The sequence below is a fragment of the Rhizobium indigoferae genome, from assembly GCF_034554815.1.
Lineage (GTDB): Bacteria > Pseudomonadota > Alphaproteobacteria > Rhizobiales > Rhizobiaceae > Rhizobium > Rhizobium leguminosarum.
On the sequence record NZ_CP140635.1, the window covers coordinates 3,898,822 to 3,924,368 of the forward strand.

General features: G+C 60.8%; 23 protein-coding genes and 1 riboswitch. Of the genes, 9 read left to right on the top strand and 14 right to left on the bottom strand.

The window, feature by feature from the left end; all coding sequences use genetic code 11:
• The first annotated feature begins 6 nt into the window (after positions 1-6).
• Both U5G49_RS19305 and U5G49_RS19310 read left to right on the top strand, forming a co-directional pair.
• Positions 7-828, top strand: a complete 822-nt coding sequence (locus U5G49_RS19305; protein ID WP_065276804.1) for an SDR family oxidoreductase — start codon at positions 7-9, stop codon at positions 826-828.
• Positions 829-1,192: 364 nt separating this feature from the next.
• Entirely contained in the window at positions 1,193-2,104 is a 912-nt protein-coding gene (locus U5G49_RS19310) for an SMP-30/gluconolactonase/LRE family protein (protein WP_193444352.1), read from the top strand.
• Between the two features lies 1 nt (position 2,105).
• Here U5G49_RS19310 and U5G49_RS19315 read toward each other — a convergent pair whose 3' ends face one another.
• The 5 genes from U5G49_RS19315 to U5G49_RS19335 form a co-directional block, all read right to left on the bottom strand.
• Complete coding sequence (locus tag U5G49_RS19315; protein ID WP_193444353.1) at positions 2,106-2,855, bottom strand: ThuA domain-containing protein; 750 nt, start codon at positions 2,853-2,855, stop codon at positions 2,106-2,108.
• 43 nt (positions 2,856-2,898) lie between these two features.
• On the bottom strand, positions 2,899-3,981 hold the full coding sequence (locus U5G49_RS19320) for an ABC transporter ATP-binding protein (RefSeq protein ID WP_193444354.1): 1,083 nt from the start codon (positions 3,979-3,981) through the stop codon (positions 2,899-2,901).
• A 19-nt stretch (positions 3,982-4,000) separates the two neighbouring features.
• The gene (locus U5G49_RS19325; protein WP_065276800.1) at positions 4,001-4,912 is read right to left on the bottom strand and encodes a carbohydrate ABC transporter permease; all 912 of its coding nucleotides are present in this window, start codon (positions 4,910-4,912) and stop codon (positions 4,001-4,003) included.
• A 1-nt stretch (position 4,913) separates the two neighbouring features.
• Positions 4,914-5,801, bottom strand: a complete 888-nt coding sequence (locus tag U5G49_RS19330) for a carbohydrate ABC transporter permease (protein ID WP_193444355.1) — start codon at positions 5,799-5,801, stop codon at positions 4,914-4,916.
• A gap of 104 nt (positions 5,802-5,905) precedes the next feature.
• Complete coding sequence (locus U5G49_RS19335; RefSeq protein WP_193444356.1) at positions 5,906-7,198, bottom strand: ABC transporter substrate-binding protein; 1,293 nt, start codon at positions 7,196-7,198, stop codon at positions 5,906-5,908.
• A 203-nt stretch (positions 7,199-7,401) separates the two neighbouring features.
• Between U5G49_RS19335 and U5G49_RS19340 the strand changes: the two genes are divergently transcribed.
• From U5G49_RS19340 to U5G49_RS19350, 3 genes are all read left to right on the top strand, one after another.
• Complete coding sequence (locus U5G49_RS19340) at positions 7,402-8,409, top strand: Gfo/Idh/MocA family protein (protein ID WP_193444357.1); 1,008 nt, start codon at positions 7,402-7,404, stop codon at positions 8,407-8,409.
• A 9-nt stretch (positions 8,410-8,418) separates the two neighbouring features.
• Positions 8,419-9,417, top strand: a complete 999-nt coding sequence (locus U5G49_RS19345; RefSeq protein ID WP_193444358.1) for a LacI family DNA-binding transcriptional regulator — start codon at positions 8,419-8,421, stop codon at positions 9,415-9,417.
• A 203-nt stretch (positions 9,418-9,620) separates the two neighbouring features.
• Entirely contained in the window at positions 9,621-11,864 is a 2,244-nt protein-coding gene (locus U5G49_RS19350) for a glycoside hydrolase family 2 protein (RefSeq protein ID WP_193444359.1), read from the top strand.
• Between the two features lie 108 nt (positions 11,865-11,972).
• Here the strand turns inward: U5G49_RS19350 and U5G49_RS19355 are convergent, their stop codons facing one another.
• The 4 genes from U5G49_RS19355 to U5G49_RS19370 all read right to left on the bottom strand — a co-directional run bounded on the left by U5G49_RS19355 (position 11,973) and on the right by U5G49_RS19370 (position 16,402).
• Positions 11,973-13,088, bottom strand: a complete 1,116-nt coding sequence (locus U5G49_RS19355) for an ABC transporter ATP-binding protein (RefSeq protein ID WP_028734729.1) — start codon at positions 13,086-13,088, stop codon at positions 11,973-11,975.
• Between the two features lie 3 nt (positions 13,089-13,091).
• The gene (locus tag U5G49_RS19360) at positions 13,092-14,078 is read right to left on the bottom strand and encodes a carbohydrate ABC transporter permease (RefSeq protein WP_193446915.1); all 987 of its coding nucleotides are present in this window, start codon (positions 14,076-14,078) and stop codon (positions 13,092-13,094) included.
• Positions 14,075-15,028 (bottom strand): carbohydrate ABC transporter permease, encoded by a 954-nt coding sequence (locus tag U5G49_RS19365; RefSeq protein WP_131630967.1) that lies wholly within the window; start codon positions 15,026-15,028, stop codon positions 14,075-14,077. The genes U5G49_RS19360 and U5G49_RS19365 overlap by 4 nt, the downstream gene beginning before the upstream one ends.
• 114 nt (positions 15,029-15,142) lie before the next feature.
• Positions 15,143-16,402 (bottom strand): ABC transporter substrate-binding protein, encoded by a 1,260-nt coding sequence (locus U5G49_RS19370; protein WP_047623007.1) that lies wholly within the window; start codon positions 16,400-16,402, stop codon positions 15,143-15,145.
• A gap of 308 nt (positions 16,403-16,710) precedes the next feature.
• On the opposite strand from U5G49_RS19370, the gene U5G49_RS19375 reads away from it, so the two are divergent.
• The 4 genes from U5G49_RS19375 (at position 16,711) to queE (ending at position 19,739) form a co-directional block, all read left to right on the top strand.
• A complete protein-coding gene (locus U5G49_RS19375) occupies positions 16,711-17,763 on the top strand; it encodes a LacI family transcriptional regulator (RefSeq protein WP_047623008.1) in 1,053 nt (350 codons plus the stop codon).
• A 184-nt stretch (positions 17,764-17,947) separates the two neighbouring features.
• A complete protein-coding gene (queC, locus tag U5G49_RS19380; RefSeq protein WP_018243693.1) occupies positions 17,948-18,658 on the top strand; it encodes a 7-cyano-7-deazaguanine synthase QueC in 711 nt (236 codons plus the stop codon).
• Positions 18,658-19,014, top strand: a complete 357-nt coding sequence (gene queD / locus U5G49_RS19385; protein ID WP_018446446.1) for a 6-carboxytetrahydropterin synthase QueD — start codon at positions 18,658-18,660, stop codon at positions 19,012-19,014. The genes queC and queD overlap by 1 nt, the downstream gene beginning before the upstream one ends.
• Positions 19,011-19,739: a 7-carboxy-7-deazaguanine synthase QueE gene (gene queE / locus U5G49_RS19390; protein WP_193446728.1), complete on the top strand. Its 729-nt coding sequence runs from the start codon at positions 19,011-19,013 to the stop codon at positions 19,737-19,739. Before queD ends, queE begins: the two co-directional genes overlap by 4 nt.
• Before the next feature lie 4 nt (positions 19,740-19,743).
• On the opposite strand, the gene U5G49_RS19395 is transcribed toward queE, so the two are convergent.
• The 5 genes from U5G49_RS19395 to nrdH all read right to left on the bottom strand — a co-directional run bounded on the left by U5G49_RS19395 (position 19,744) and on the right by nrdH (position 24,954).
• Complete coding sequence (locus U5G49_RS19395) at positions 19,744-20,964, bottom strand: adenylate/guanylate cyclase domain-containing protein (RefSeq protein WP_047623012.1); 1,221 nt, start codon at positions 20,962-20,964, stop codon at positions 19,744-19,746.
• Between the two features lie 104 nt (positions 20,965-21,068).
• Positions 21,069-22,043: a class 1b ribonucleoside-diphosphate reductase subunit beta gene (gene nrdF / locus U5G49_RS19400; protein WP_193446727.1), complete on the bottom strand. Its 975-nt coding sequence runs from the start codon at positions 22,041-22,043 to the stop codon at positions 21,069-21,071.
• An 87-nt stretch (positions 22,044-22,130) separates the two neighbouring features.
• On the bottom strand, positions 22,131-24,335 hold the full coding sequence (nrdE, locus tag U5G49_RS19405; protein WP_193446726.1) for a class 1b ribonucleoside-diphosphate reductase subunit alpha: 2,205 nt from the start codon (positions 24,333-24,335) through the stop codon (positions 22,131-22,133).
• Positions 24,314-24,718, bottom strand: a complete 405-nt coding sequence (nrdI, locus tag U5G49_RS19410) for a class Ib ribonucleoside-diphosphate reductase assembly flavoprotein NrdI (RefSeq protein ID WP_018243699.1) — start codon at positions 24,716-24,718, stop codon at positions 24,314-24,316. Before nrdI ends, nrdE begins: the two co-directional genes overlap by 22 nt.
• 14 nt (positions 24,719-24,732) lie before the next feature.
• Positions 24,733-24,954, bottom strand: a complete 222-nt coding sequence (gene nrdH / locus U5G49_RS19415; protein WP_018243700.1) for a glutaredoxin-like protein NrdH — start codon at positions 24,952-24,954, stop codon at positions 24,733-24,735.
• A 266-nt stretch (positions 24,955-25,220) separates the two neighbouring features.
• A riboswitch (cobalamin riboswitch) is annotated at positions 25,221-25,444 on the bottom strand.
• Positions 25,445-25,547 lie beyond the last annotated feature (103 nt).

The window sequence follows — 25,547 nt, forward strand, 5'->3', positions numbered from 1 at the left end:
AACCACATGAGCACCGACCACGGCCGCCTCGACGGCAAGATCGCCATCGTCACCGGCGGCACGCAAGGATTGGGCGCGACCATCGCCCGTCTCTTCGCCGAACGCGGCGCCGAAGGCATCGTCATCTGCGGCCGCAACGAAGCCAAGGGCAAGGCAAAGGCGGCGGAGATTTCGGCCGCGACCGGCGCCCGGATCGTCTACGTCAAGGCCGACCTCGGCAAGGTCGAGGATGCACAGCATGTCGTGCGCGCCTGTGACGAGACCTTCGGCCGTGTTGATGCGCTGGTCAATGCCGCCGCCATCACCGATCGCGGCACTATCCTCGACACCAGCCCCGAGCTCTTCGACGCCATGTTCGCCGTCAATGTGCGCGCGCCGTTTTTCCTGATGCAGGAAGCGGTGAAGGTCATGCGCCGTGAAAAGATCGAGGGCACGATCGTCAATATCGGCTCGATGTCGGCCAAAGCAGGCCAGCCCTTCATCGCCGCCTATTGCGCCTCCAAGGGCGCGCTGGAAACGCTGACGAAGAACACTGCCTACGCGCTCCTGCGCAACCGCATCCGCGTCAACGGTCTGAACATCGGTTGGATGGCCTCCGAAGGCGAAGACCGGATCCAGCGCGAATATCACGGCGCACCGGCCGACTGGCTGGAGAAGGCGGCGGCAAGCCAGCCCTTCGGCCGCCTCGTCGATCCGCACGAGGTGGCGCGCGCCTGCGCTTACCTGTCGTCTTCCGAATCCGGCCTGATGACCGGCTCAGTCATCTGCTTCGACCAGTCGATCTGGGGCGCTTATGACGGCTCGCCGCATCCGGTCGCGGCCCTCTAGAGCCTTTCCTGGTCAGCTTGAAGCATTCTGCCGGAGCAGGTTTTCGTCAGGGCAAAGGCGATTGGCGAAGGGCATACCCCAAGGTACGTGCGAGCCGATCGCCTTTGATCCTGGCGCAAAGATGCCCGGCCCTTCGGGTTGGCTGAAACGGGCCGGCTAATCGACCGGCCGGCTTGGCCGTAGAGCTTAGCTACGACGCGCGCCGGCCGGTCGACCATCCGACTCCGTTTGAGCCAACAGAATGCTTCAAGCTGACCAGGGAAGGCTCTAGGAAACCGGAGCCCGGCAATTCCGTCGCCGGGCTCTGGCACCTCCGGGTTTTTGCCGCTAGGAAAAGAACGGCAGCATTCAGGGAGGAACTGGCATGGGCGACAATCCGATTTATGAGATCCGCGACGAACGCTTCGGTGCAATGGTCATCGGCAGCGCCGGCCTCGAGGAGCTTTATTCCGGCTGCCGCTGGACGGAAGGCCCGGTCTGGTTTTCCGACCTGAACTGCCTTCTCTGGAGCGATATCCCGAATGAACGCATGATGCGCTGGACACCGGATGGTACGGTCTCCGTCTTCCGCTCGCCCTCCAACTACGTCAACGGCAATACCCGCGACCGGCAGGGCCGGCTGGTCTCCTGCGAACATGGCGGCCGCCGCGTCACCCGCACCGAGACAGACGGCACCATCACCGTTCTCGCCGACAGCTACCGGGGCAAACGGCTGAACTCGCCGAACGACGTCGTCGTGCACTCCGACGGCGGGGTCTGGTTCACCGATCCGACCTACGGCATCCTGTCGGATTACGAGGGCCACAAGGCCGAGCCCGAGCAGCCCACGCGCAACGTCTACCGGATCGATCCGACAAGCGGGGCGATCGACGCCGTCGTCGAGGATTTCATCCAGCCGAACGGCCTTGCCTTCTCGCCCGATGAGACGAAGCTTTATATTGCCGATTCCGGCTCCGCAAAACATGACGTGCCGCGCCATATCCGCGTTTTCGACGTCATCGACGGCAGGACGCTTGCCAACAACCGCTATTTCTGCAGCCTCGATGTTGGCCATCCCGACGGTTTCCGTTTCGATGTCGCCGGCAATCTCTGGACGAGTGCCTCCGACGGCGTGCACTGCTTTTCGCCCGACGGAACGCTGCTCGGCAAGCTCAGGGTGCCGCAGACGGTGTCCAACCTCACCTTCGGCGGCCCCAAGAAAAACCGGCTTTTCATCACCGCAACGCGTTCGGTCTATTCGATTTATATCAAGACGACCGGCGCGCAATATCCGTAGATCAGGCCTTCGGTCTATCGGGACGGCCGTGCAGCGGCTCGGCCCGATGCCAGTTTTCCAGGATGCGGCCATCAGTGTGTTTCTGCCGCGCCCAGCGGACGCCGTTCGAGATCACCTTATGCACGGTCTTGTCGTGATAGATCGGGTAGGTCTCGTGGCCGGGGCTGAAGAAGAAGATGCGCCCGCGCCCGCGCTGGAAGGTGCAGCCGCTGCGGAACACCTCGCCGCCGGAATACCAGGAGATGAAGACAAGCTCGTCCGGCTGCGGAATGTCGAAGGGCTCGCCGTACATTTCCGAGGCATTGACCTCGAAATAGGGCGGCAGCCCCTCGGCGATCGGATGCGAAGGATTGACCACCCAGACGCGCTCCAGGTCGCCGTCCGGCGTCTCGCGCCAGGAGAGGTTGGCATTGGTGCCCATCAGCCGACGGAAGAGCTTGGAGTGGTGGCCGGAATGCAGCACCAGCAGGCCCATGCCCTTCAGCACGCGCTGCTGCACACGGTCGATCAGCCCGTCGCTGACTTCCTCATGGGCCATATGCCCCCACCAGAGCAGCACGTCGGTATCGTTGAGCACGCTGTCCGGTAGACCTTCATCAGGATCATCCAGCGTGCCGCGACGAATTTCGAAATCCGGATGGGCAATGCCGGCAGCGATCGCTCCGTCGATACGATCAGGATAGATCTCCTGAACCTCCTTGTGGAGTTGCTCGTGGCGTCCCTCGTTCCAGATGGTGGCCTTGATTGTCATGGCATTCCTCGATGTCTAGGCTGTGATGCTTCAGGCGAAATTGTCAGGCGGTTGCCGGACGGATCACCCGGCCGGCGGAATCGAACAGATGGCAGGCGGCGGGATCGGCCGTCAGCGCCACGCGGTCACCCGGCCGCACGGCGATATCGCCCTCAGCGCGCACGACGATCGGCTGCTCTTGCGAGCCGACGGTCATGTAGGTCTCGACGCCGAGGCGCTCGACGATGACGACTTCGGCCGTAAAGTGGTCCTGGCCCTCGGCGGCGATCTTCAGATGCTCCGGCCGGATGCCGAGCTTGGCATCGCCCTGCGGCAGCGCGCCGTTGGCATCGGCGAGATCGAGCGAAAGCCCGATCGGGCTGTTGAGATGCACCTTGCCGGCCGCCGGCTGCGTTATAGTGACGGGAATGACGTTCATCTTCGGCGAGCCGATGAAGGTCGCGACGAATTCGTTGTCCGGCTCATGATAGAGCGACATCGGCGCACCCTCCTGCGCTACCACGCCCTTGTTCAGCACGACGATGCGGTCGGCCATCGTCATCGCTTCCACCTGGTCGTGAGTGACGTAGACGACCGTCGCCTTCAGTTCGCGGTGCAGGCGTTGCAGCTCAGCGCGCATCTGCACGCGCAGCGCCGAATCGAGGTTCGACAGCGGCTCGTCGAACAGGATCAGCGCCGGCTTCTTGATGATGGCGCGGCCGATCGCGACGCGCTGGCGCTGGCCGCCGGAAAGAGCGGCCGGGCGGCGGTCGAGATAGTCGGTGAGCTGCAGGATCTCGGCAACACCCTCCACTTGCCGGCGGATCTCTGCCTCCGGCACCTTCTTCAGGCTGAGCGAGAAGCCGATGTTTTCGGCAACGCTCATATGCGGATAGAGCGCATAGGACTGGAACACCATGGCGATGCCACGTTTGTCGGGCGGCACGTCGTTGATGCGCTTGCCGTTGAGGATGAGGTCGCCATCGTCGATGCCTTCGAGGCCGGCGATCATCCGCAGCAGCGTGGACTTGCCGCAGCCGGACGGACCGACGAAGACCGCGAATTCGCCGTCTTCCACGGTGATGTCGACGCCCTTGATGACCTCGAGCGCGCCGTAGAATTTGCGAACGTTTCTGAGATTGATCATCTGTTTCTCTTTCTTGATCTCAGCCCTTCACACCGCCCGAAAATGTCTGGACGAGGAAGCGCCGCGCAAAACCGAAGGCGACGACGGCAGGCAGCAGGTAGATGAAAGCCAGCGCCGTCAGCAGGCCGTAATCGATCTCGTTGATCCGCAGAAAGGCGCGGAAGAGACCGAGCGGCAGCGTCTGCAACTCCGGCGACGACAGGAGGATCAGCGGCAGCAGGAAATCACCCCAGGCCGACATGAAGGCGAAAAGCCCGGCCGCAGCCAGCCCCGGCAGCGCCAGCGGGATCAGCACCCGGCGGATGCGCTGGATAAGTGTTGCCCCATCCATCAGCGCCGCCTCCTCGTAGTCCCTCGGCAGCCCGTCGAAGAAGGTCTTCATGATCCAGAGCGCCAGCGGCAACTGCATCGTCGCAAGCACCAGGATCAGCCCGAGATAACCGTCGATGAAACCGGTCCAGCGCATGATATCGCGGGCATAGCTGCCGAAGATCGGCCTGAGCACCGCCGCTTCCGCGTTGTTCAGCGTCAGCAGGAATTTGTAGAGCGGCACGACGAGCGCCGTCGGCGGCAGCACCCGGATGAGCAGGATCGCGTAGAGGAAGGGCAGCTTCCACCAGGCCCGGGTGCGCGATAGCGCATAGCCGCCAAGTCCGGAAAGCACCATGACGAGCAGCGTCGCGCCGCCGACCACGAACAGCGAGTTGAACAGCCACTTCGCCCCGTCCTCTTTGGTGAAGACCCTGACATAGTTGGCGAAGGTCCATTGCTCCGGCCAATGCAGGAAGAGCTGCGCATTGCCGTCGAACGAGGCGATCAGCACCCAGAAGAAGGGTACCGCGCAGAAGATCGAGATCAGCGACAGCGTCGCATAGGCAATGAGGTCGGACCGACCCCTATTTGCAGTTTCGCTCGGGGAAACGACGGCCATGTCAGACCTCCACCTTCATGGCCCGGACATAGGCGATGCCAAGGATCAGCGAGATGACGAGCGCGACGACGGCGACCGCAGCACCGTAGCCCAGCTGGAACGCCGTGAAGGACTGGTTGTAGATATAGATGCTGACCACCTCGGTCGCCCCGCCCGGCCCGCCGCGCGTCAGCGCATAGACGAGGCCGAAGACGGCAATGGTGGAGACGGCCGAGATCAGCATGTAGAGCAGGATCGTCGGCATCATCAGCGGCAGGGTGATGCGGCGGAACATCTGCGAGGGTGTGGCGCCGTCCATGCGGGCGGCCTCATAGATCTCCGTCGGAATGGTACTGAGGCCGGCCGTTAACAGGATCATCGCCGTCGCGATGCCACGCCAGGTATTGACGACGATGATCATCGACAGCGGGAAGACCTGCAGCCAGTCGGCCGGCGTGATGCCGAAGAAGCTGATGATGCGGCTGAGTGTGGCATTGTCGCCGCCCGCCAGCATCGAGATCCACATGAAACCGGCGACGACTTCGGGGGCTGCGTTCGGCAACAGGATGATCGACGAAAACACCCGCCGAAAGCGGATCGGGCGGCGCAGCGCAATCGCCGAGATCAGCCCGAGCACGAACTGGCCGATCACCGCCGAACCGATGACGAAGACGAAGGTGACGAACAGCGAATTCCAGAACTTCGCGTCGTTGAAGAGCCGCGTATAGTTCCTGAAGCCGACGAAGCGGGGCCGAAGGGCCGCGGCCCCGGTCAGCGCCTCGTTGGTGAAGCTCAGATAGATCGAATAGAGGGCCGGATAGATGACGAAGGCCAGAAGCAGCACCAGCGAGGGCAGCAGGATCAGCAACCATTGCCGCTCGGCACGCTTTTCATGAGAGTTTCTGGCCATGGAAGCTCACAACCTTATCGAATGAAGCCGGCGATCGAATGAAAGCGGGAAGACGCGGCGATGGCGCCGCGTCCCCGTCCTGGCGGAAGAGAGGGTGCCGGAGCTTACTTGACCATGTCGTCGCCGAGCGTTTCCTTGACGTAGTCGACAAGGATCTTCTGGGCGCCGGCGGCATCGGTCTCCTTGCGCAGTAGCGCTTCGGTGGCCCGCGCCACGCCTTCCGAAACCGTGCCGAAACCGGAGGCCTGTTTCAGGAACACGCCGTTTCCGGCCGCCGCATGGATCGGAACCAGTTCCGTCAGCTTCTGGAACTCGGCATTGTCAGCCGCATCCTTGCTGGCCGGGATGTTGCCGATGCGGGCGGCGTAGGAAACCTGCGTCTCGATCGAGCCGATCTCCATCAGCGCCTTGATCGCCAGCTCGGTATTGGCCGACTTGGAATTGACGGCCCACGGCGCGGCGAGATTGGCAAGCACATATTGGCCGCTGCTCTGGCCGGGAACGGTCCAGGTGCCGACCACCTTCGTCACGTCAGGGATCGGATTCTTGCTTTCGCGACCCCAGTCGAAAATATAGCACCAGGAGCCGCAGGTGGTGGCGACGAGCTTGCCGGCCGGGAACATCTGGTACTTCGGCACGACCCAGGGCTCAGGCCCGAGCAGCGGCTGCGTCGGCATCAGATCCTTGTCGATCAGTTCCTTGTAAACGTTGAAGACATCCTTGATGCCTTCGCCATTCAGATCGAGCTTGCCGTCGGCATCGACGAGCTGCGGCGTCTTGGAACCGACGAGCAGATGCTGGAAGCCTTCGTCGAAGGCGCCGCTTCCCCACGAGACGCCGGCCGGGAAGAGCAGGCCGTAGGCGCCGGTCTTCTGCTTGATTTCGGCCGCGCGGTCGAGAAGCTCCCGCCAGGTCTTCGGCTGTTCGGTCGAGATGCCGGCCTTTTCGAGAACGTCCTTGCGATAATAGATTTCCTGGATGCCGAGCATGAACGGCATCACATAGGTTTCACCATCCGGGCTGACGGCAAGCTCCTTGGCAACGTCATAGAGGTTGGCGTAGCCATCCCAAGCCTTGAACTCCTTGGTAACAGGCGCGAGGTAGCCGGCTTCCACCATGTCGGCGACGGCAGCCGTGGTCGGGATGGAAAAGAGGTCGGGCGCGTTGCCGGCGCCGAGCTCCGTCAGAAGTTTGGTCAGGTAATCCTTGTCGGGCGCCGGATATTCGATGACCTCGACGGTGACGCCATATTTCTTTTCGATCCGCTCGACCGTCGACTTCATCGCGTCGATGCCGGCCTGACCGTGATTTGCAATGCGGATTGTTTCAGCCTGCGCCAGCGTCGAAACCGCGCTCAGCAGAACGGCGCATAGGCCGCCAAGAACCATCTTCTTCAATTGAAGTCCTCCCTTTTTTAGAGACACGGCGCCCTCCAGCACCGGCTGCGAAAATGTACACGCATTCCAAACGCTGACAAGATGGTTTTTGAAAAGATTCGAATGCGAGTTTTAATATACTGATATTGCTTATCTATATAGATATTGCCATCGCTATATCGTTTGTGTAATCGTGTGCACAATGCATTCAGGGAGGAGTTTTCATGACTAGGAAATTGCGCCTCGGTGTCATTGGCGCTGGCTTGAAGGCGGCGGAATATGCCGAGAGCTGGGTCAAGATGCCGGAGATCGAATTTGCTGCACTCGCCGACACCACGGCGCCTTCGCGCCAGCGCCTGATCGACGTCTGCCTCGCCGCCGGCGCACCAGAACCGAAGAGCTTCGAGGACTATCGCCAGATGCTCGCGGAATGCCGGGGCGAACTCGACATCGTCTACGTCTCTACCCCGCATGCCTTCCATGCCGAGCAGGCAACCGCCGTCGCCGAAGCCGGCCTCGACCTCTTCCTGGAGAAGCCGATGGTGACGACGGTCGCCGAGGCCGAGAGGCTGATCGCCGCGCAGAAAGAGAGCGGCGTCACCATCGTCACCGCCTTCCAGGGCGGCCTGTCGCCGCTGGTGCTCGACACGCGCCGGCGGGCTCTCGCCGGCGAATTCGGCGAGCTGATCGCCATATCGGGCATGATCTGGGAAAGCTGGTCGTCCAATTATGACGGCCACTGGAAGCAGCAGCCTGATATCTCCGGCGGTGGCTTCATGTTCGATACCGGCGCCCATATGATGAACACCGTCTGCCTGCTCGCCAATTCGGATTTCGACAGTGTGTCGGCCTACATGAACAACCACGGGAGACGGGTCGATATCGCCACCGCCGTCTCCGCCCGGCTGAAGAACGGCGCGCTGGCGACATTGACGGCCGCCGGCGAAGGCCCTCCGGGCTGCGCCTCCTACATCACCTTCTTCTATTCAAGGGCGATCGTGCGCATCGACGCCTGGGGCGGCTGGCGCGAGATCAGTGTCGGCCGCACCGCCGAGCCGCGCGAGGAGACCGAGATTCTCGGCAACCCGATGAAGAATTTCCTCGCCATTCGCGAGGGAAAGATGGAAAACTCCGGCTCCGTTGAAATGGGCCTCAGATTCGCTAGGCTATGGGATGCAATCAAGGAATCGGCAGCGGCCGACGGCGCTTCCGTCAGGATCGTCGCCCAATAGGCGCTGAAGATGAGCGGTATGAGCAGACGGCGGATCACATCGAAGGAACTGGCGAAACTCGCCGGCGTCTCCTCCGCCACCATTTCCCGCGCCTTCTCGCCGGATTCACGCATCGGCAGCGCGACGCGCGACCGCATCCTCGCCGTCGCCCGTGAACATGGCTACCAGCCGAACGCTATCGCCCGCTCGCTGAACAACCAGCGCTCGCGCCTCGTCGCCCTGGTCGTCAATGCGATCGGCAACCCTTGCGAGGCCGAGGAGCAGCAGCTTCTCGTCCACCGCCTGCAGGCCAGACAATTGCTGCCGATTATCCTCTGCTGTGCCGATCATTCCGACCGGTTGCAGCTGATGCGCCTTGCCTCCACCTATCAGGTCGATCACGTCGTCGTCTTCTCCGACATGGTGTCGATGCAGGATGCTGTCGACATCTTCCACACGACCAAGCCGATCATCGTCTCCTTCGAGCCGCTCGACAACGAAAACGTCTCCAGCATCCGCATCGACGGCTCTGAGGCCGCCGACGAGATCATCGACAAGATCGTCCGCGACGGCAAGAAGCGCTTCGCCTACCTCTCCGGCACCAATTCAAGCTGGATCGACAAGCTCAGGCGCAAATGGTTCGCCGATGCGCTGGCCAAGCGCGGCCTCTCCTTCGAGGCGCAGGCCTTCGGCGATTATTCCTATGATTCCGGCTTCAAGGAAGCCGTTCTCCTGCTGCACCGTGACAAGGTCGACGCCATCATCTGTGGCAACGATGTCATGGCGATCGGTGCGCGCGATGCAGCCCGCCGGGTGCTCGGCAAGAACACCCCTGATGATATCGCCGTCGTCGGCCAGGATGGCATCGCCATGGCCGCCTGGGATTGCAACGACCTCACCACACTGAGCCTAGACCACGTCGCCTTCATCGATGCCGTCGTCGAATTGATCGAACGCCATGACGCCCAGATCGAAGGCCCGCACAGCATCACGCTCACCTGCACCGCCCGCTGGGGCTCAACCGCCTGATGCATGTCGCCTGGAAGTGTACAGCGGTTCCGGGATGACGACATGCATGAAAAAAGCTAAAGCCCGTCGCATGAATCAAGTTCGCTGTGACGTGCTTAAGCGGCTCGCTCATCCATTGCATCGAGGAGGAATACCGATGACCCGATTTTCACGCGCCGAGAGGCGCCGCAATGTCCCTGATGCCGCAATCTGGAGAGCCTGAAATGCGTTCCGTCGTTTCCTTCAATGAAGGCTGGAGTTTCCACGAGGGCTTCGGCCAGCGCCTGCTCGAAACTTTCGATGCCGCCAAATCAGTCAGCCTGCCGCATACCGCCGTCGAACTGCCCTTCAGCTATTTCGACGAGACCAGCTATCAGCGTGCCTTCACCTATCAGAAGGTGCTGCGCTGGCTGCCGGAATTCGAGGGCCGCGAAGTCTCGCTCGTCTTCGACGCCGCCATGGCCGACAGCGTCGTCTATCTGAACGGCGAGGAAATCATTGCCCATAAGGACGGCTACACCCCCTTCGAGGCCCGCCTCACCGGCAAGCTCGCCAAGGGCGAGAACCTCGTCACCGTCAAAATCGACGGCAGCGAAAATCCTGACATTCCGCCTTTCGGCGGCCGCATCGATTATCTGACCTATGCCGGCATCTACCGCGATGTCTGGCTGAAGGTCACCGACCCGGTCTCGATCCGCAATCTCAAGATCGAAACCACAGATGTTCTCGACCCGGAGAAATCGGCGACCATACGCGTCGATATCGCCAATCCCGAGGGCCGCAGCTTCTCGGCGACGGTCACCGCCACGCTGAAACAGGCCGACGGCACGGTGGTCGCCACCGCCGCAACCGAAACGATCGGCGACAGCACCAGGCTTTCCTTCGGCGGCCTCACCGGCATCGCCCTCTGGGACATCACCGATCCCACGCTCTATGACGTCACCGTCGAGCTCAGGACCGAACACGGCTCCGACCGTCTCTCCACACGGTTCGGCTTCCGCACCGCCGAATTCACGCCGGAAGGTTTCCTCCTCAACGGCAAGCCATTGAAGCTGCGCGGCCTCAACCGCCACCAGGCCTTCCCCTATGTCGGTTATGCCGCCGGCCGCTCCGCCCAGGAGCGCGACGCCGACATCATGAAGACGGTGCTGAAGTGCAATATCGTCCGCACCTCGCATTATCCGCAGTCGAAATGGTTCCTCGACCGATGCGACACGATCGGTCTGCTGGTCTTCGAAGAGATCCCGGGCTGGCAGCATATCGGCGATGCCGACTGGCAGCAGGAATCGATTGAAAACGTCCGCCGCATGATCGAGCGCGACTGGAACCACCCCTCGATCATCATCTGGGGCGTGCGCATCAACGAATCGCAGGATAGTCACGATTTCTACGCCGAGACCAACCGTCTTGCCCGCGAACTCGACAGCACCCGCCAGACCGGCGGCGTGCGTTATCTCACCGAGAGCGAACTGCTCGAAGACGTCTATACGATGAACGACTTCATCCTCGGCAACGAGGAACTGCCGGGCGCCAACCGCCCGCGCACCGCGCTACGCGGCCAGCAGGAAAATACCGGACTGTCCCACAAGGTGCCGTACCTCATCACCGAGTTCAACGGCCACATGCACCCGACGAAGATTTATGACCAGGAGCAGCGTCAGGCCGAGCATGTGCGCCGTCACCTGGAGGTGCTGAATGCCGCCTATGGCGATCCTGATATCTCCGGCGCTATCGGCTGGTGCATGTTCGATTACAACACCCACAAGGATTTCGGCTCCGGCGACCGCATCTGCTATCACGGCGTCATGGACATGTTCCGCGAGCCGAAATTCGCGGCCTATGCCTATATCAGCCAGTGCGACCCTTCCGAGGAGATCGTCATGAAGCCGGCGACCTTCTGGGCGCGCGGCGAACGCAATATCGGCGGCGTGCTGCCGCTGATCATCCTGACCAACTGCGACGAGGTGGAGCTGCGATATGGCGCGCTCAGCAAGCGCATCGGTCCGGATCGCGAGAATTATCCGCATCTGCCGCATCCGCCCGTCGTGCTCGACCATCGTCATTTCACTGCCGACGAGCTCGGCACCTGGGGTCTCGAATGGATCGACGGCACCTTCACCGGCTATATCGGCGGCGAGCCGGTGGCCAGCCTGACGCTGGCGGCCGATCCATTGCCGACGACCCTGGAGGTCGTTGCCGATAGCAGCACGCTGAAAGCCCGTGAACGCGACAGCACACGCGTCATCATCCGCGCCCTCGACCAGCGCGGCCAGCGCCTGCCCTTCATGAACGACAGCATTTCGCTGAAGGTGCACGGCCCGGCAAGGATCGTCGGTCCGACCAACGTGCCGCTCCAGGGCGGCACCGCCGGCTTCTGGCTGGAGGCGACGGGGTTCACGGGCGAGATCACCGTCGAAGCGGTTTCGACGCGTTTCGCGCCGGTGTCGCTCAGCGTGACGGCTGCCTAGCGCATAACCCCGAAAATCGAAATCGATTTTCGGAAAGGATTATGTGCAAACTCAAAGTGTTAGAACGTCCTTAGCGCGTCTTATAGATGCGCGGCGCTCTAATGACTGTTACGAAATCCTGAGCTGGCTCTCGGGATCGAAGAAGACGGCCTTGTCGAGATTGAATGCAAGGCGGGTGTTTTGTCCTGGAGCGATGCCGGTATCGGCGCGCAGGCGGGCGACGACGGATTTGCCGCCGAGCTTGGTGACGGCGAAGGTATCGGAGCCGGCCGGTTCGACCACCTCGATCAGGCAGTCACCCTCGGTCAGCGAGCGCGCCTTGCGGTCGGCGCCATCGGGATCGGTCAAGGCCTCCGGCCGGATGCCGAAGATCACCTGTTTGCCGGTATAGGCGGTCAGGCCATTGTTGCCTGCGATGACCGGGAGCCTCAGCGGGGCGGCATTCGGCCGCTCCAGCGAGACTTCGAGCCCGCCGGCGCCGTTCTCGACGGTGGCGGTGAGCAGGTTCATTGCCGGCGATCCCATGAAGTCGGCGACGAAGATGTTGGAGGGGCTGTTATAGATCTCGGCCGGCGTGCCGAACTGCTGCAGCACGCCATCCTTCAGCACGGCGATCTTGGTCGCCAGGGTCATCGCCTCGATCTGGTCATGGGTGACATAGACGAAGGTGGTGCCCATGCGCTGATGCAGCCGCTTGATCTCGGTGCGCATGTCGACGCGCAGCTTGGCATCGAGATTGGAGAGCGGCTCGTCGAACAGGAAGACCTGCGGATTGCGCACCAGCGCCCGACCCATGGCGACACGCTGGCGCTGGCCGCCGGAGAGCTGGCTCGGCTTGCGGTCGAGCAGATGACCGATCTGCAGCATGTCGGAGACTTGCCCGATCGCCTTGACACGCTCCTCCTTCGGCACGCCGCGGATCTCCATGCCGAAGGCGATATTGCCGGCCACCGTCATGTTCGGATAGAGCGCATAGGACTGGAACACCATGGCGATGTCGCGCTTGGAGGGATGCAGACCGCTGATGTCGCGCCCGTCGATCTTGATATCGCCGGAGGTGATCGTCTCCAGCCCGGCAATGGTGTTGAGCAGCGTCGACTTGCCGCAGCCGGACGGGCCGACCAGCACGAGAAAGCCGCCCTTTTCGAGTTCGAGGTCGATCCCCTTGAGAATGTCGACGGCGCCGAAGCGCTTTCTGAGACCGGAGATTTCGAGGAAGGCCATGGATTACCCTTTGACAGCGCCCGCCATCAGACCGCGCACGAAGTAGCGGCCGGCGAGGATATAGACGATGAGCGTCGGCACGGCTGCGATCATCGCAGCCGCCATGTTGACATTGTATTCGACCACCCCGGTCGAGGTGTTGACGACGTTGTTCAGCGCCACCGTCATCGGCATGGATTCACCGGTGCCGGCATAGGCAGACGCAAACAGGAAGTCGTTCCAGATATTGGTGAACTGGTAGATCACCGTGACGACGATGATCGGCAGCGAGTTCGGCAGCATGATGCGGCGGAAGATCTGGAAGAAGCTGGCGCCATCGACCTGGGCGGCCCTGACCAGTTCGGTCGGAAAGGCCTCGTAGAAATTGCGGAAGAACAGCGTCGTGAAGCCGAGGCCATAGACGACGTGCACGAAGACCAGATTGACGGTCGGATTGCCGAAGCCGAAGTTCCAGCCCGTGGCGTTCTGCAGCGTCATGCCGAAGCGGCCGAGCGAGCCGAGGATCGTTGCCATCGGCAACAGCACCGACTGGAACGGGATGAAGCAGGCAAACAGCATCAGCCCGAACACCAGCGTGTGGCCGGGGAAGCGCCATTTGGTCAGGACATAGCCGTTCAGCGCCCCCATGATGGTGGAGATCGCGACAGCCGGCACGACCATCTTGATCGAGTTCCAGAAGTAACCCTTGATGCCGGCGCAGGTCAGCCCCACGCAGGTCTCGCCCCAGGCCTTGATCCAGGGATCGAAGGTCGGCGATTGCGGCAGCGCCAGCATGTTGCCGTTCTGGATCTCGTCCATGGTCTTGAACGAGGTGGTCAGCATGACGAAGAGCGGCATCAGATAGAGGACGGCAAAGACCAGCAGCAGGCCATAGATGACGGTGCGGCCGATCCAGCGGGTGTTGTTGCTGTTCTTGCTGTCGTTCCTGTGATCGCTGCCCTGCCGCAGCGTTGCGGTCGAGGTTGCTATTGGAGAGGTCACGCTGCTCATCGCGCCTTCTCCTTCAGTTCGGAATAGAGATAGGGAACGATGATTGCCGAGATCGTCATCAGCATGATGATGGCGCTGGCCGAACCGACGGCCATCTCGTTGCGCTTGAAGGTGTATTCGTACATGAAGTTCGACGGCAGCCAGGCCGAGCCGCCGGGGCCGCCCGAGGTCAGCGCCACCACCAGGTCGTAGGACTTGATCGCCATATGGGCGAGCACGATAAAGGCGGACAGGAAGATCGGCCGCAGCAGCGGAATGACGATGCGCCGATAGAGCTGGAAGGCGGAAGCGCCATCGATCTGCGCTGCCTTCATGATCTCGCCGTCGATGCCGCGCAAGCCGGCCAGGAACATCGCCATGACGAAGCCCGACGCCTGCCAGACGCCGGCGATGACGACGGTGTAGATGACGAAGTCCTTGTTCTTGATCCAGTCGAAGTGGAAGCTCGTCCAGCCAAAATGGTGCAGCGTCTGTTCCAGCCCGAGGCCGGGATCGAGGAACCATTTCCAGGCGACACCGGTGACGATGAAGGACAGCGCCATCGGATAGAGGAAGATCGGCCGGAGCAGCCCCTCGCCGCGGATCTTCTGGTCGAGCAGGATGGCGAGGAACAGACCGAGTGCTAAGCAGATGCCGATATAGAGGAAGCCGAAGATCGCCATGTTGGTGATCGAGGTGTACCAGGAAGATGGCGGATCGCTCTCGAAGGTCCAGCGCCACAGCCGCTGATAGGCGCGCGCCCCGGTCAGCGCATAGGAGGGAAAGGTCTTGGAATTGGTGAACGACAGATAGGCCGTCCAGACGATGAAGCCGTAGACGAAGATGATGGTGATGACGAAGCTCGGCGCCAAGACGATCTTCGGCAGCGCATCCTGCAGCCGGCCCCTCAACGAGATCCCCGTCGATTGCCTCGGTGTCAGAACCGGATCGGTGGTCGCAACGGTGCTCATGGAATGTCATCTCCTCCCCAAAATCGGCCCCGCATGATCATCCCTGCATGATCGGCGCGGAGCCTGAAGCTTCCCCGCGAGCAGGCGGGGAAGCATTTTTAGTCGACAGTGGTCTCAGCGGGCGTCGTCGATCGCCTGGACGAGCTGCTTGACGGCTTCGTCGGAGGTCTTGATCTGGCCGTGGACGAACTTCGAGACGACATCCTTATAGGCATTGGCGATCGCCGGAGGAGCGCCGTACCCTTGCGCCAGCGAGCCGAACAGCGTGCCGCCTTCGTTGGCTGCCTTCAGGTCGGCGATGCCCTTCTTGCCGCAAGCGTCGAAGTCGGTATCGGGAACGTCGGTACGAGCCGGCACCGAACCCTTGACGACGTTGAAGGCCGACTGGAAGCTCTTCGACAGCGTTGCCGTTGCCAGCGCCACCTGGGCCGCCTTGCGGTCATCCGGTACGTTGAACATGCCGAACATGTCGGAGTTGTAGACCACGCTGCCGTCGGTGCCGGGGAAGCGGTAGCAGAGGAAGTCGGTATCCGGCGTCTTCTTGGCGGCGACGAATTCGCCCTTGGCCCAGTCGCCCATCACCTGCACCAGCGCATCACCCTTGATGACCATGGCGGTCGCCAGGTTCCAGTCGCGGCCCGAGAAGTTCGGGTCGACATATTTGATGATCGTCGCCAGATTGTCGAAGGACTTCTTCATCGTGTCGGACTTCAGCGATTCCTCGTCGAGGTCGTTGAAGGCCTTCTTGTAGAATTCCGGCCCACCGGTCGACAGCACGATGGAATCGAACATCGTCGCTTCCTGCCAGTTCTGGCCACCAAGAGCGAGCGGGATGACGCCGGCGGCCTTGGCCTTGTCGAGCAGCGCGATCAGCTCGTCGAAGGTCTTCGGCTGGGTGCCGCCGATCTTGTCCATCACAGCCTTGTTGATCCACAGCCAGTTGACCGAGTGCACGTTGACGGGGGCTGCGACCCACTTGCCGTCATAGACCGAGAACTTCTGCAGTGCTGCCGGAACCGACTTGTCCCAGCCTTCCTTCTTCGCCGTCTCCGTCAGATCGCCCATGACGCCGGCCTGGGCATAATCGAGCACGGTATAACCGAGCATCTGCGAGGCCGTCGGATAGGTGCCTGCCGCGACCATCGCCTTCAGCGCCGTCATCGCCGCATCGCCGCCACCGCCGGCAACCGGCACGTCCTTCCAGGCAAAACCTTCCTTCGAAAGATCCTGCTTCAATACGTTCAGTGCCGCCGCCTCGCCGCCAGACGTCCACCAATGCAGCATCTGCACTTCCTTCACGTCGGCGGCATGGGCAGCACTGAGGCCAGCCATCATCACGACAGCAATAGCTGCCGAGCTCAAAAACTTGCGCATGAATTTCCTCCCATTTGCAAATCGGCGGCGGGACCCTCCCTGCCGCCCGATGCTTCCCGCCATTGCAGCAGTCAGCATACGGCCGCACTCCTCCGCGCGGTTGACAATTTAAAACGTTATAAGCCTCCTGTCGTCAAGCCCTTTCTCGACTCTCGAGAAAAATATGGTTATTTCCGTAAGTTACTGAATATAATTCATATTTAATCCGTGACTAACAGAACGTTAAAATTTAAAACGTTTTCATTCGTCGATTGCACGCCGGATTCATCGTGTTATGGTATCGGCAATTCCAGCATGGAAAGCCAAGGGTGACCGAACCGTCCCGACCGCAGCGCGGCGAAAATCTCGATATCACGCATAAGCGCGGCAAGCCGACCTTGCGAACGATCGCCACGATCGCCGGCCTTGCCGTGACGACGGTGTCACGGGCGCTTTCCGATGCGCCGCAGATTTCGCTCGAGACCCGTCAACGCGTGCACCGCATCGCCCGCGAGATCGGCTATCTCCCTGACCGGGCCGCGCAGCGCCTGAAGACCGGCCGCACCAATGTCATCGCTATCCTGCTCGATTCGCACGAGGAAGTGGTCGGCTTCAGCACCTCGATCATGTACGGCATCGCCAAGGCGCTGAAAGAGACCTCCTACCATCTTGTCGTCGCCCCGAACTTCCTGTCGACGACCGATATCGAGGCCGCCGAATATATCATCCGCAATCACCTCGCCGACGGGCTGATCTTCACGCGCACCGAACCGCTCGATGCCCGCGTCCGCCTGCTGCTCGAGACCGGCTTTCCCTTCATCTGTCATGGCCGCACCGAATATTCGACGCCTCACCCCTATGTCGACTACGACAATTTCACCTTTGCCTATGAGGCGACGCGCCGGCTGATCACCAAGGGCCGCAAAAAGGTGGCGGTGATCCTGCCGCCGAAACGGCTGACCTTCTGCCAGCATATCCTGCATGGCTTCATGACGGCGGTGCGGGAGGCGGGCATCGCCTATGAGATCCCCGAGGCAGTCGATCTCGATACGCCGGCAGGCGTGCTGCGCGACTTCATCAGCAGTCGCGCTGCTGCCCCGGATGCTCCGGATGGCTTCATTTGCCCCGGCGAAGTTTCGGCGCTTGCCGTCATCAGCGGCATGAGCGATGCCGGCCGCATACTCGCCGTCGATTACGATATCGTCGCCAAGGAGACGTCCCGCCTTCTCAGCCAGTTGCAGCCGAAGGTCGACACGATCCACGAGGACCTGACGGCGGCCGGCGAGGATCTGGGACGCATGCTGCTGCAGCGCATCAACAATCCGGACGCCCAGGATCTGCAGCTTCTTCTGCCGCCGCAGATCAACTTTCCGGTCGGTTAGGCTACCCGGCTGTGGGGAGCGTTGGCATCAGACCCAAAAGCCACGAAAACCCCAGTGAAATCAACGACATCTCATTCCGAAATGACGCTCACGCTTCAAAACTGTTTCCATGACGCGTGATTTGTCCTAGAAGCACCGCGTAATCCGGTCGCAGCCCACCCGGTCAAAACAAGGGATCCAAAATATGAAAACCATCGTCGTCTGCTCAGGCGGACTGGACTCCGTTTCGCTTGCCCACAAGGTCGCGACGGAAAAGCAACTTATCGGCCTGGTCTCATTCGACTACGGCCAACGGCATCGCAAGGAACTCGACTTCGCCGCCAGCTGTGCCTCACGGCTCTCCGTTCCCCATCATATTATCGACATCGCCAGCATCGGCGGTCATCTCAGCGGATCGGCCCTGACGGACAATGTCGAGGTTCCGGATGGCCACTACGCCGAGGAGACCATGAAAGCCACCGTCGTGCCGAACCGCAATGCCATCATGCTGGCAATTGCGTTCGGTCTGGCTGCGGCGCAAAAGGCAGATGCCGTTGCCGTCGCCGTGCATGGCGGCGACCACTTCATCTACCCGGACTGCCGGCCGGGCTTCATCGATGCTTTCCAGCGCATGCAGAATGAAGCGCTGGAAGGTTATGCCAGCGTGAAACTGCTTGCCCCCTATGTCGATGTTTCCAAAGCGGCGATCGTTGTTGACGGCGCGAAACACGGCACGCCGTTTTCGGAGACCTGGTCCTGCTACAAAGGCGGCGAGCTTCACTGTGGACGCTGCGGAACCTGCGTGGAACGCCGTGAAGCTTTCCATCTTGCCGGTGTTCCCGATCCCACGGAGTACGAAGACCGCGATTTCTGGAAAGCGGCCGTGTCGCGATACTCGGCCACGGAGGTGCGTTGATGTACCGCATCACCAAGGAGTTTCATCTCTCCGCCTCCCATCAATTGGATCACCTGCCTGCCGACCATCAATGCGCTCGGCTTCACGGTCACAACTACATCGTCATCGTCGAACTGGCTGCGGAAAGCCTGAATGATGATGGCTTCGTTCGTGATTATCACGACCTCTCGCCACTCAAGCGCTATATCGACGAAACATTCGATCATCGTCACCTGAACGACGTCTTCGGCCATTCGAAAGTCACCTCGGAATTTCTGGCAAGGCACTTTTACGACTGGTGCAAGCAGCGCTTTCCAGAGACCTCATCCGTTCGCGTCAGCGAGACCCCCAAAACCTGGGCGGAGTACAGGCCGTGAGCGTGGGGAGCATTCGCGTCAGCGAAATCTTTGGCCCGACCATACAGGGTGAAGGTGCCTTGATCGGGCTGCCGACGGTGTTCGTGAGGACAGGCGGCTGTGACTTCAGGTGTTCCTGGTGCGACAGTCTTCACGCGGTCGACAGCGCGTTCCGGGATCAATGGATTCCCATGTCCACTGAGGCGGTCTGGCATAAGGTCACGGAACTCTCGGGAGGCAAGCCACTGACGGTTTCTCTCTCCGGAGGCAATCCGGCGATACAGCCCTTAAGGCCATTGATCGAACTCGGCCATTCCCAAGGATACCGCTTTGCACTGGAAACACAGGGAAGTGTGGCCCAGGCTTGGTTTCGCGATCTCGATATCCTGGTCATCAGCCCCAAACCGCCATCAAGCGGAATGCTGACGGACTGGGACCAGGTGGATCACTGCCTTCACCTGGCCGCCGGCGGACCGGAGGTCGCATTGAAGATTGTCGTCTTCGACGATGCCGACTACGAATTCGCCCAACGGGCGGGTGAGCGCTATCCCCAAACTCCCTTGTTCCTTCAGCCCGGCAATCATACGCCGCCACCGCCCGATGACGATAACGCGCGCATTGATATCGACGGCGTGATGGATCGGATGCACTGGCTTGTCGCAAAAGTAACAGCCGACCAATGGTTTACAGCCCGCGTGCTACCTCAACTGCATGTGCTGCTTTGGGGAAACAAGCGAGGGGTATAAGTTTCTAGCGCTCCGGAAAGGCGAAGACATCGACCGGCTCGCCGAGCCCGCGCAGCGGGAAGGTGCCCAGGCTGTCCATGTCTTTCGCGCAGTCCGCCATTTCGACAAAGGCCCGCGACAAGAGTACCGGACGCTTGACCTCCTTGGTCAGGGTTTCCAGCCGTGAGGCGACATTGACCGCCGGGCCGATGACGGTGAAATCGAGCCGCCGGCGCGAGCCGATATTGCCGTACATGACGTCGCCGACATGCACGCCGACGCCGTAGCGCAGCGGTTCGCGTCCGTTGCCCGCATACTGCTGGTTCAATTGCGCCATCAACGCCTGCCCTTCGCGGATCGCCTGCAGCAGATCGTGACAGGCCGTGTCCTTGCTCAGCGGGAAGATCGCCAGCAATCCGTCGCCCATGAACTTCAGGATTTCTCCGCCATACCGTTCGATCGGGTCGGACATGGCGTCGAAGTAATCGTTGAGCAGATGGATGACATCGTCACGCGGCCAGAGATCGGAAATCTCAGTAAAGTCGCGCAGGTCGCAGATCATGATTGCCGCACCGACGGTCGCGCCGCTGCCGCGCGTCGTGACGCCCGACAGGATCTGTTCGCTCGCATGCGGTCCGACATAGGTCTGCAGCAGCGTGCGCGCCATGATGTTCTTCAGCCGGATTTCGCTGACGAGGGTCAGTGCCGGCAGCAGATCGCGCAGGAAATCGACATGCTCGTTCGTAAAACCGCCCGGCCGGCTGGTGGAAAATGTCGCGACGTGCCGTTTGCCGAAAGTGTGCTCGACTGGCCAGGCGATATACTCCGTGAGACCGTCGTCGCGCAGTTCCTGATAGAATGAATCCTCGTCGTCGGCTGTATCTTCCAGCTGTTTGCGCACCTCCTCCGCCCCCTGATGGATCGCGTTGACGGGACTCTTCAGGAACTCCGGCGTATTTTCGATACCATAGGCAAATGTGTTGATCTTCGCCTCGGCCAGGCCTTCCTTCCAGAGGATGCGGGCGCCAATCCATTGCGGATGGTTCATCCTGAAATGCAGTGTCGCCCGCGCCACCGGCACTCCTGATGCCAAAAGCTTCTCGCACATCTCCACCAGGATATTGTCGATGAACCGCTCGCCGCGCGTCTCGTTCACCAGCCAGTCGAGAATCCGTCTTCTGCGGACCGGCCAGACGCCTTCGCCCGCCTCGACGGCAGTCCCGGCCTTGTTCAAAAAAGACGACATCAAAAACTCCCGCTACGCCACGTCACAGGCGAGGACCAAATTTAGTTTCCGCTGAATGTGGGCGATGAGAGAGCAAATGATAAGAGGGAGACTGCGATCAAGCCTCAGAAATCCCAGTCCTCGTCCTCGGTCGCGACAGCCTTGCCGATCACATAGGAGGAACCGGAGCCGGAGAAGAAGTCGTGGTTCTCGTCGGCATTCGGCGAAAGCGCCGACAGGATTGCCGGATTGACCTTGCACGCCTCAGCCGGGAACAGCGCCTCATAGCCCAGATTCATCAGCGCCTTGTTGGCATTGTAGTGCAGGAATTTCTTGACGTCCTCGGTCAGCCCGACGCCGTCATAGAGCGCTTCGGTATATCTAGCCTCGTTGTCATAGAGCTCGAGCAGCAGCTCGAAGGCGAAATCCTTGATCTCCTGCCTTCTCTCCTCACCGAGCCGCTCCAGCCCGCGCTGGAACTTGTAGCCGATATAATAGCCGTGCACCGCCTCGTCGCGGATGATCAGTCGGATCATGTCGGCCGTGTTCGTGAGCTTGGCGCGGCTCGACCAGTACATCGGCAGGTAGAATCCGGAATAGAACAGGAAGCTTTCAAGGAAGACGCTCGCGACCTTCTTCTTCAGCGGATCGCCGGAGCCGTACTGCTCCATGATCAGCGCCGATTTCCGCTGCAGGAATTCATTCTCCTCCGACCACCGGTAGGCATCGTCGACGTCAGGCGTCGAGCACAGCGTCGAGAAGATCGAGGAATAGGAGCGCGCATGCACCGCCTCCATGAAGGAGATGTTGGAAAGTACCGCCTCCTCATGCTGCGTCACCGCATCCGCCATCAGCCGGATGGAACCGACGCCGTTCTGGATCGTGTCGAGCAGCGTCAAACCGGTAAAGACGCGGATGGTCAGCTGCTGCTCGACCGGCGTCAGCGTCGCCCAGGAAGGAATGTCGTTCGAAAGCGGCACCTTCTCCGGCAGCCAGAAATTGCCGGTGAGCCGGTTCCAGACTTCGAGATCCTTATCGTCCTCGATGCGGTTCCAATTGATGGCGCGCACGCGGGACGCAGGTTTGATTTGCATGTTCATCGGGTGGTCCTTTTCGGGCGTCAGCGTCTGCATGGCGAAGGGAACTGCGGAACCCTCCCGCTTCTTGCAGCGTCAGCCGCAATCAAATCATAAGGTGCAGGATACGCAGCCCTGCACCTCGGTGCCGGACAGCGCCATCTGGCGAAGGCGTATGTAGTAGATCGTCTTGATGCCCTTCTTCCAGGCATGGATCTGCGCCTTGTTGATGTCGCGCGTCGTTGCCGTGTCGCGGAAGAACAAGGTCAGCGACAGGCCTTGGTCGACATGCTGGGTCGCCGCCGCATAGGTGTCGATGATCTTCTCCGGCCCGATCTCGTAGGCATCCTGATAATAGTCGAGATTGTGGTTGGTCATGAACGGCGCCGGATAATAGACGCGGCCGATCTTACCTTCCTTGCGGATTTCGATCTTCGAGACGATCGGATGGATCGAGGAGGTCGAGTGGTTGATATAGGAGATCGACCCCGTCGGCGGAACCGCCTGCAGGTTCTGGTTATAGAGGCCGGAGGCCATTACCGCCTTCTTCAACGTGGCCCAATCTTCCTGCGTCGGAATGTGAATGCCTGACGTCTCGAACAGCGCCCTGACCGTCTCCGTCGCCGGCTCCCAGAGCTGCTCTGTATATTTGTCGAAATAGTCGCCGGAGGCATATTTCGAATTCTCGAAGCCCTTGAAGCTCGTACCGCGTTCGACCGCCAAAAGGTTCGAGGCGCGGATTGCGTGATAGGTCACCGTATAGAAATAGATATTGGTGAAATCGACGCCTTCCTCGGAGCCGTAGAAGATACGCTCGCGGGCGAGATAACCGTGCATGTTCATCTGGCCGAGGCCGATCGCATGGCTCTCGTCATTGCCCTTCTCGATCGAGGGAACCGAGGAAATGTGACTCATGTCGGAAACGGCTGTCAGCGCCCGGATCGAGGTCTCGATCGTCTTGCCGAAATCTGCCGAATCCATTGCCGCCGCGATATTCAGCGAGCCGAGATTGCAGGAAATATCCTTGCCGAGATGTTTGTAGGAAAGGTCGTCATGATATTCGCTCGCCTCGCTGACCTGCAGGATTTCCGAGCATAGATTGCTCATCGAAATACGTCCGGCGATCGGGTTCGCCCGGTTCACCGTGTCCTCGAACATGATGTAGGGGTAGCCGCTCTCGAACTGGATTTCGGCAAGCACCTGGAAGAATTCGCGCGCCTTGATCTTCTTCTTCGAAATGCGGGCATCCGCCACCATCTCGCGATATTTTTCCGTCACCGAAATCTCGGTGAAAGGCACGCCATAGACGCGTTCCACGTCATAGGGCGAGAACAGATACATATCCTCGTTGTTCTTGGCGAGTTCGAAGGTGATATCGGGCACGACGACGCCGAGTGACAGCGTCTTGATGCGGATTTTTTCGTCGGCATTTTCGCGCTTGGTGTCGAGGAAGCGCATGATATCGGGATGATGGGCATTGAGATAGACCGCACCCGCGCCCTGCCGCGCCCCGAGCTGGTTGGCATAGGAGAAGCTGTCTTCGAGCAGCTTCATCACCGGGATGATGCCCGAGGACTGGTTCTCGATATGCTTGATCGGCGCGCCTGCCTCGCGGATATTCGTCAGCGACAGCGCCACGCCGCCGCCGCGCTTCGACAATTGCAGCGCCGAATTGATCGAGCGGCCGATCGATTCCATATTGTCCTCGACGCGCAGCAGGAAGCAGGAAACCAGTTCGCCGCGCTGCTTCTTGCCGGCATTGAGGAAGGTCGGCGTCGCCGGCTGGAAACGGCCGGAAATGATCTCGTCGACCATGTCGCGCGCAAGGCCTTCGTCGCCGCGCGCCAAGGCCAGAGCCACCATGCAGATGCGGTCCTCATAGCGCTCGAGATAGCGCTTTCCGTCGAAGGTCTTCAGCGTATAGCTGGTGTAATATTTGAAGGCGCCGAGGAAGGTCGGGAAACGGAATTTCTTGGCATAGGCCTGGTCGAACAGATCCCGCACGAAATTGAAGGAATACTGGTCGAGAACCTCCTGCTCGTAATATCCCTCGGTCACGAGGTAATTGAGCTTTTCCCTCAGATTGTGGAAGAACACCGTGTTCTGGTTCACATGCTGGAGGAAATATTGCTTGGCCGCCAAACGATCCTTGTCGAGCTGAATCCGCCCCTCATCGTCATAGAGGTTCAGCATCGCGTTCAGCGCGTGATAGTCGAGGGTTTCGGCTGCCTTCGGCGGCCTTTCCCCGGCGGGCTGAGCAAAAGTTTGATGCGGTTTTGCGCCCGCATCCCGCGTCAGGTTTGTTCCCGTGTCCAAAATCGTTCCATTCCGTGTTTGACCTTGGCGACGTCGTCTTCGGTGCCCATGAGCTCGAACCGGTAAAGGTACGGCACCTGGCATTTCTGCGAGACCACGTCGCCGGCGAGCCCGTATGTCTCGCCGAAATTGCTGTTGCCCGCGGCGATCACGCCGCGGATGTGTCCTCGGTTTTCCGCATCGTTGAGGAAACGGATCACCTGCTTGGGAACGGCACCCTTGCCGCCGTCGCCGCTATAGGTCGGCACGATCAGCACGAAGGGTTCGCGGATATGGAACGCGTCTGCGCCACCTGGCGGAATGCGCGCCGCGCGCAGACCGAGCTTGGCGACGAACCGATGGGTGTTCTCGGATCGGCTGGAATAATAGACAATCAAGCCCATCGCTTGTCCTCAGGTCAGGAGAGCGCGCTGATCATGTCGGGACGGAAGCCCGCCCAATGCTGCTCGCCGGCGATGACGACAGGCGCCTGCATGTAGCCGAGGCTGCGGACGCGATCGAGCGCTTCGGCATCCTGCGAGATATCGACGATGTCATAATCGACGCCCAGACGGTCGAGGGCGCGGTAGGTGGCAGTGCACTGGACGCAGGCAGGCTTGCTGTAGACGGTAATGGTCATGATATTCCTCGTGACGATGCGATTGGGACGCAGGACATCGATCGGAAATCTGTCGATATCCGTCGAAAAATTCTCTGATGATTTTGAGCTGTGCGGCTGTTTAGCCGCTGGGCGTACTCCGCCCTCTACCTCTAGTGGGTGGCGGCCTGAACTGAAATTCTGACATGACTTCACCCCGAAGTGGCTCATGCGGAGGTTCGGGCCCGCGAAACGCGATGCGGAGATTCCCCGCAGCCATGCAACGCGACCTTCCGGACACCCCGCCCGTGGACGTTTCGTTCGAGGCAGGTCTCCTGGCTCACGGGTCAAAGCGCCTGCCCAGCCTTCCCGGAGCATCATGCTCCAGTGACTTGAAATCGGACAGTTGCTCGCCGCTTACAGTTGCGGGGGCAGCCCCGGCATTGCCGCGCCATGATGGCGAAGCGCACCGAATTCCCGTCTTAGCCGCCGATCCTCACGAATCGACGGAACCTCGAACACTAGATATGGTACGCGAATCGATCATGACGTCAACAAGTTGTTGTGGCGGCGCGACAATGGCGGCAACGAATCGCCGCGCTGTGTATGATGTGGATAACGAAGCGTTAACGGAA

Bases quoted from the DNA above. Each gene is read 5' to 3' on its own strand.
- U5G49_RS19305 (WP_065276804.1), top strand. From the start codon at position 7: ATGAGCACCGACCACGGCCGCCTCGACGGCAAGATCGCCATCGTCACC.
- U5G49_RS19310 (WP_193444352.1), top strand. From the start codon at position 1,193: ATGGGCGACAATCCGATTTATGAGATCCGCGACGAACGCTTCGGTGCA.
- U5G49_RS19315 (WP_193444353.1), bottom strand. From the start codon at position 2,855: ATGACAATCAAGGCCACCATCTGGAACGAGGGACGCCACGAGCAACTC.
- U5G49_RS19320 (WP_193444354.1), bottom strand. From the start codon at position 3,981: ATGATCAATCTCAGAAACGTTCGCAAATTCTACGGCGCGCTCGAGGTC.
- U5G49_RS19325 (WP_065276800.1), bottom strand. From the start codon at position 4,912: ATGGCCGTCGTTTCCCCGAGCGAAACTGCAAATAGGGGTCGGTCCGAC.
- U5G49_RS19330 (WP_193444355.1), bottom strand. From the start codon at position 5,801: ATGGCCAGAAACTCTCATGAAAAGCGTGCCGAGCGGCAATGGTTGCTG.
- U5G49_RS19340 (WP_193444357.1), top strand. From the start codon at position 7,402: ATGACTAGGAAATTGCGCCTCGGTGTCATTGGCGCTGGCTTGAAGGCG.
- U5G49_RS19345 (WP_193444358.1), top strand. From the start codon at position 8,419: ATGAGCGGTATGAGCAGACGGCGGATCACATCGAAGGAACTGGCGAAA.
- U5G49_RS19350 (WP_193444359.1), top strand. From the start codon at position 9,621: ATGCGTTCCGTCGTTTCCTTCAATGAAGGCTGGAGTTTCCACGAGGGC.
- U5G49_RS19355 (WP_028734729.1), bottom strand. From the start codon at position 13,088: ATGGCCTTCCTCGAAATCTCCGGTCTCAGAAAGCGCTTCGGCGCCGTC.
- U5G49_RS19360 (WP_193446915.1), bottom strand. From the start codon at position 14,078: ATGAGCAGCGTGACCTCTCCAATAGCAACCTCGACCGCAACGCTGCGG.
- U5G49_RS19365 (WP_131630967.1), bottom strand. From the start codon at position 15,028: ATGAGCACCGTTGCGACCACCGATCCGGTTCTGACACCGAGGCAATCG.
- U5G49_RS19370 (WP_047623007.1), bottom strand. From the start codon at position 16,402: ATGCGCAAGTTTTTGAGCTCGGCAGCTATTGCTGTCGTGATGATGGCT.
- queC (WP_018243693.1), top strand. From the start codon at position 17,948: ATGAAAACCATCGTCGTCTGCTCAGGCGGACTGGACTCCGTTTCGCTT.
- queD (WP_018446446.1), top strand. From the start codon at position 18,658: ATGTACCGCATCACCAAGGAGTTTCATCTCTCCGCCTCCCATCAATTG.
- U5G49_RS19395 (WP_047623012.1), bottom strand. From the start codon at position 20,964: ATGTCGTCTTTTTTGAACAAGGCCGGGACTGCCGTCGAGGCGGGCGAA.
- nrdF (WP_193446727.1), bottom strand. From the start codon at position 22,043: ATGAACATGCAAATCAAACCTGCGTCCCGCGTGCGCGCCATCAATTGG.
- nrdI (WP_018243699.1), bottom strand. From the start codon at position 24,718: ATGGGCTTGATTGTCTATTATTCCAGCCGATCCGAGAACACCCATCGG.
- nrdH (WP_018243700.1), bottom strand. From the start codon at position 24,954: ATGACCATTACCGTCTACAGCAAGCCTGCCTGCGTCCAGTGCACTGCC.